Annotated in this window: 1 protein-coding gene; it reads right to left on the bottom strand. The window is 72.2% G+C overall.

The genetic code is table 11. The features are described 5' to 3' along the window. Positions 1 to 77 precede the first annotated feature (77 nt). The coding region (locus SB719_RS19275; protein WP_412159621.1) for an alpha/beta hydrolase at positions 78 to 342 on the bottom strand (265 nt) is incomplete at its 5' end.

Raw genomic sequence — 342 nt, 5'->3', positions numbered from 1 at the left:
GGCGCTCGCAATGGAAGATCGGAAGAAGGCGCAGGCGATGCGCGGGCGGGCCGCGCGCGCCGCGGCGGACGCGCGGGTCATGGTTCCCAGCCGTTGAAGCTGGTGAACGGCGGCACCGGCCGCATCGTGTCGAGGCAGGCGGCGTCGAGCGCCGTGGCATCGGTGGACTCGATGAACTGCGCCAGCAGCTTCGGCATGCAGCCCAGCGCCAGCGTGCCGTGGCCCTGGCCTTGCAGCACCAGATGGCGGCCGTTGGGCAGGGTGGCGAGCACGCGTTCGGCGTAGGCCGGTGGCGTCACCGGGTCGAGTTCGCCCGACAGCAACAGCGCCGGCACATCCGAC

Origin of the sequence: Pantoea sp. SIMBA_079, from assembly GCF_046940275.1 — a bacterium.
Lineage (GTDB): Bacteria > Pseudomonadota > Gammaproteobacteria > Enterobacterales > Enterobacteriaceae > Pantoea > Pantoea borealis.
Note: the sequence above shows the minus strand (reverse complement) of the source record. Positions and strands in the feature narration are given on the sequence as shown.